This is a genomic window from Methylophaga sp. UBA4204 (genome assembly GCF_002379485.1).
Lineage (GTDB): Bacteria > Pseudomonadota > Gammaproteobacteria > Nitrosococcales > Methylophagaceae > Methylophaga.
On sequence record NZ_DFTU01000096.1, the window covers coordinates 33,268 to 38,987 of the forward strand.

Annotated in this window: 4 protein-coding genes; all 4 read left to right on the forward strand. The window is 44.3% G+C overall.

Translation table 11 applies throughout. The annotated features are described in order from the left end of the window. Window positions 1–3,126, forward strand: a 3,126-nt coding sequence (locus B3182_RS14660; protein ID WP_292753304.1) for an ATP-binding protein, incomplete at its 5' end; no start/stop codon positions are given. A 58-nt stretch (window positions 3,127–3,184) separates the two neighbouring features. Beyond that, window positions 3,185–3,589 carry a peptide-methionine (R)-S-oxide reductase MsrB gene (gene msrB, locus B3182_RS14665; protein ID WP_292357884.1) on the forward strand — a complete coding sequence of 135 codons (405 nt, stop codon included), beginning with the start codon at window positions 3,185–3,187 and terminating at the stop codon, window positions 3,587–3,589. After that, window positions 3,576–3,845: a GIY-YIG nuclease family protein gene (locus tag B3182_RS14670; protein ID WP_292357883.1), complete on the forward strand. Its 270-nt coding sequence runs from the start codon at window positions 3,576–3,578 to the stop codon at window positions 3,843–3,845. The genes msrB and B3182_RS14670 overlap by 14 nt, the downstream gene beginning before the upstream one ends. Before the next feature lie 54 nt (window positions 3,846–3,899). After that, a complete protein-coding gene (locus B3182_RS14675; protein WP_292357881.1) occupies window positions 3,900–5,498 on the forward strand; it encodes an ABC-F family ATPase in 1,599 nt (532 codons plus the stop codon). The last annotated feature ends 222 nt before the right edge of the window (window positions 5,499–5,720 follow it).

Genomic DNA, 5,720 nt, shown 5'->3' on the forward strand with positions numbered 1-5,720 from the left:
CATCGTGATGATATTCAGTCAATGGATGATTTGATTGGCCTTACTGTTGCTGTAAATGAAGATTCCTACCTGCATACCTGGCTGAACATCAATTACCCGAATTTGGATCTGCTGCTGACTGATTCCAATGATGAATCACTGGAAGCCGTTTCGTTTGCTCAAGCCGACGCCTATATCGGGAATATTGCTGTTGCTACCAATGTCATCAAACAGCGTTACCTTTCCAATCTTCGAGTGGTCGCCAAAGTACCGAGCTTCACAACAGATACCTCCGTCGCAATTGATAAACGTTATCCATTACTGCATAGCATTATTGATAAATCGTTATCGGCAATTACCGCGGCTGAAAAACAGCAAATTATTGACAAATGGTACGCAGTTGTCAGTGATAGCAGTGCATTTGAAGTCTTACCTTATGAGCAAAGCCGACTGGATTTAACCGAAAAAGAACAACAGTGGATAGACCAACACTCCGTTGTCAGGATTGGGGTTGATCCGTATTGGCCACCATTTGATTTTATTGATAAAAATGGTCAGCACAAAGGCATCAGTGCTGACTATCTAAATCTCATCAGCAAACAGACCGGCCTGCAATTTCAGCTCGAACCCTTCACTGACTGGCAGTCTGTTATTGATGCAGCCCAAACCAAAGAGATAGAGCTCATTGCCGCCCTTTCACGCAATACGTTTCGTGAAACCTTTCTCGATTTATCGATTCCCTATCTGGATTACCCACTGGCCATCGCTACAACCAAATTCGGTCATCTCACCAGCCTGGCTGACTTCAGTAACAAACCTGTCGGTGTGGTGAAAGGTTATTTTGCTGAATCTATTTTGCTGGCCTATTACCCGGAAATCGATATTGTTTATGTCCCTTCTGTACGTGAGGGACTGTCGATGTTAGCTGCCGAAGAAATAGATGCCTATTTTGATATTATCGCAACCATCACCTATACCGCCAGTCAATCCGGATTAACACATCTCAATACCAGCATTATCAGGGAATACTCTCCTGCTTTGCATATGGGCATCGTCAAGGGGCATCCCGAGCTATTAACAATTATCAATAAAGCCCTTGCATCAATTACAGCCGAAGAGAGGCGCACAATCGATCAGCAATGGATGTCAGTTAATACCATTGAACGTACCAATTACACGCTGTTGATCCAGGTTGTAACAATCTTGCTGATTTTCCTGCTTGCCAGCTTCTACTGGAATCGTCGCTTACGTGCTGAAGTAGATAAACGCCTTATTTCAGAGCAGAAACTTCGGGATAGTGAGGCGCAGCTATTGCATTTGATTAATGTGATGCCAATGAGCCTGATGGTTACTTCCGCAGAGGATGGCCATATTCTGCTAGCCAATGAGCATTGTTATGAAGAATTAGGATTTTCAGCTAAGTTACAGAAAACCATCAAAGTTCAGGAGTTTTATGCAGATATTACGCAACGTAAACAAGTCCTGGAACAGCTTGCTTCGGAGGGCGAAATTAATGGAATGATGCTCAAAATCAAAACTCGGAATGGACAGATCATCCAGGGATTATTTTCAATAATTTCGATTCAATATCAAGGCAAGCCGGCTTTTCTGGGTTTTTTCATGAATATGGATGATCGTATTGCACTTGAAGATTCACTAAAAGAATCCAAGACCCATGCTGAAGCAGCGAATTTGGCCAAATCACAATTTCTCGCCAATATGAGTCATGAAATCCGCACCCCAATGAACGCTATTCTGGGGTTTACCGAACTGCTGGACGAGCAGGTTACAGAGCCCAGGCTTAAATCATTTATTAAAACCATCCGCAGTGCAGGTAATACCCTTTTACTGCTGATCAACGATATTCTTGATTTATCGAAGATTGAAGCCGGAAAACTGCAACTCAATAAATCCGCTACCGATCCTCATCAGCTGTTTGATGAAATAGCCAATATGTTTGTTCTGCAAATCCGCAATAAGGATTTGGCGTTACATTTAGATATAGATCCCGATTTACCCCATGGCCTGTTACTCGATGCCACTCGTCTCAGACAGGTGTTATTTAATTTAATCAGTAATGCTGTCAAATTCACTGATACCGGTCATATACGTATTCACGTTCATGCCGATAATGTAGATGATCATCTCAGTAAACTGGATTTACATATCCGGGTTGAAGACACTGGTATTGGTATTCCCGAAGCTGAGGTTGAACATATATTTGAAATTTTTGCCCAGCAATCAGGCCAGGATGTTCGCAAATACGGTGGGACCGGTCTTGGCTTGTCAATCACCCGCCGCTTGATTGAGATGATGGGTGGTCATATCCATCTGCAGAGTAAAAGTGGTGAAGGGTCAGTATTCAGTATTGATTTACCAGGAATTGATATTGCCGCCATTGCCAGTGACAAAATTCGTCAGCAGGCGTTAGCTTTTGATGCCAGCCATATACGTTTTGAGCCGGCCCATATGCTAATCGTTGATGATGTCGCGCATAACCGGGAACTGATACGTCAGCATTTTATCAACAGCCTTATTCAAACCAGTGAAGCTGAAAATGGTCAGCTGGCTGTGGATTTTGTTAAAAAGAATCCGGTAGACCTCGTGTTGATGGATATTCGTATGCCAGTGATGGACGGTTATGAAGCCGCAAAACAAATCAAAATGATTAAACCGGATTTACCTGTGGTTGCACTGACAGCTTCAGTAATGAAAGACGCCTATGAACAGGATAGATTGGACCATTTTGATGCCTATCTGCGAAAACCTGTTTTACGCAACGAACTGTTTCATGCGCTGAGCGTATTTTTACGATACCAGACGGTTGACGTTGACGTTATAAAAGCACCACAGCAGGATTGGTCAATGCTGGACAAAGAACAGCTGTTATCGATTTTTAATCATTTTCAAACCGATATCGATGAAATATGGCGTTTAGCCACCCAAAGTAACAGCATGACCGACATTAAAAACTTTGCCCACGAAATCGCCAGACTGGCTGGCAATCATCAAATTGACACACTGGATCGATATGCCAGCCAGTTGCTGGAACGGATTGATGCGTTTGATATTGAGGGCATGCAGATTTTGTTAAAACAATTTCCTTCAATGCGCAGCGCGATCCAACAGGCGATCCGAAGTCATTAGCACACAAGTGTGCTTTGCTTTGCAGTTTTTTATACAATGCCCGACACGTTGCAATGAGATGAGCAAAATGAACTCTGATTTAAAAACGGATGCACAGTGGCGCCAACAACTTAACGAAGAACAATATCGCATCACCCGGCAGGCGGGCACAGAACCAGCTTTTTCCGGGGAATATGTCGATCACGATGAGAATGGGTGTTATCACTGTGTTTGCTGTGGCCAGGCCTTATTTGCTTCTGATGACAAATTTGATGCCGGTTGCGGTTGGCCAAGTTTTTCCTCACAGCTTGAGCATGGAGTGGTGACTCATCATCCGGATTACAGCCACAATATGGATCGTACCGAAGTTCGCTGTCAGCAATGTGAAGCCCATTTGGGTCATGTATTTGATGACGGCCCCGCCCCTACTGGCCTGCGCTATTGTATTAATTCGGTGGCGCTTGAATTTAATGACAAAGACTGAATGGACGCTGTATATCATTCAAGCTGCTAATGGTTATCTTTACACCGGTATAACCACTGATTTAGAACGTCGTTTAAAACAGCATCAAAACCATAACGGTGGGGCGCGTTTTTTTCATACCAGTGATGCTCACAAAGTGGTGTATCAGGAACAGCATCCTGATCGCAGCAGTGCCAGCCGTCGGGAAGCTGCAATCAAGAAACTCAGCAGGCAACAAAAACTGAACCTTATCGGTAACCCATCAGACCATGTATAATGGCGGGTTTTTTCAGCACGTCTGAATTTCTCCTTTAGATACAGGATTTTAACTTTGTTAAGCACTGCTAACATTACCATGCAATTCGGGGCCAAGCCCCTGTTCGAAAACGTCTCGGTCAAATTCGGTGGTGGCAATCGCTACGGTCTGATTGGCGCCAATGGTTGCGGGAAATCGACGTTTATGAAAATTCTGGCCGGCGTCCAAGAGCCCACCTCCGGTAATGTGAGTTACGACCCCAATGAATCTTATGCCGTATTAAAACAGGATCAGTTTGCTTACGAGGATCAACGCGTTATTGACGTGGTGATTATGGGGCAACCTGATTTATGGGATGTGCATCGTGAGCGCGATCGCATTTATAACTTGCCGGAAATGAGTGAAGAAGATGGTCTGAAAGTCGCTGAACTGGAAGGTCAATATGCGGAAATGGACGGTTACACTGCTGAATCCCGAGCTGGAGAATTATTATTAGGCGTCGGTATTCCGGTTGAACAGCATTATGGCCCGATGAGCGAAATCGCTCCCGGTTGGAAACTACGTATTCTGCTGGCTCAGGTACTGTTTGCTGATCCCGATATTATGTTGCTCGATGAGCCGACCAACCATTTGGATATCAACACTATTCGCTGGCTGGAAGAGGTATTAAGCCAACGTAGCAGCACCATGATCATCATTTCGCATGATCGCCATTTCCTCAATCGTATCTGTACTCATATGGCCGATATGGATTACGGCGAATTACGTATTTATCCAGGAAATTATGATGAATACATGATTGCTTCCACCCAGGCACGTGAACGTCTGCAATCAGACAATGCGAAGAAAAAAGCGCAGATCAAAGAGCTGCAGGAATTCGTCTCACGATTCTCTGCCAATGCTTCCAAAGCAAAACAGGCAACGTCCCGTCAAAAACAAATGGAAAAAATTCAGCTGGATGACATTAAACCTTCCAGCCGGGTGAATCCGTTTATTCGTTTTAATCAGGAAAAGAAACTGTTCCGAAATGCACTGGAAGTCAGCAAGCTGACACAGGGCTACGATAACGAAAAACCGCTGTTTGAAAACTTCAGTTTTATGGCAGAAGTGGGTGAAAAAATTGCCGTGATTGGTCCTAACGGTATCGGTAAAACCACCTTTGTGAAAACACTGGTCGGTGAACTGGCCCCAAAATCCGGCAATGTAAAATGGTCGGAAAATGCCAATATCGGTTATTACGCACAGGATCATGATCATCTGTTTAAAAACAATATGACTCTGTTTGAGTGGATGTCCCAATGGGGTAGCCCTGAAGATGATGAACAGGTTATTCGTGGCACTCTAGGCCGCCTGCTGTTCTCCGGTCATATGATCGATAAAAAGGTCAATGTGCTGTCTGGTGGTGAAAAAGGCCGCATGTTGTTCGGCAAGCTTATTTTGCAAAAACCCAATATTCTGGTGATGGATGAGCCGACCAACCATATGGATATGGAATCTATCGAATCACTTAACCTGGCATTGGAAAATTACGAAGGCACATTGATCTTCGTCTCCCATGACCGTGAATTTGTATCGTCATTGGCAACACGTGTGTTTGATATGGAAAATGAAGGTATCACTGACTTTACCGGCAGCTATGATGAGTACCTTAAAAGTCTTGGTATTAATAACTAGGGCTTGTTGGTCTTACATCTCCGCCTCTGTTGTGAGCTGAAGGGCTGTGACTATTTTTGCGGCCGCCTGCGTTGTATGAAATACATCCCTGTATTTCACCGCTACGCGGCCAGCTAAGCTGTTCAAATGAGTTCCAGACTCATTTGTCAATCACTTATGTAGGAAGGCTACACTGCGTGCTTTCCGCCTTGTCGGACACAAAAATAGCCGCCAGCAGTGGTG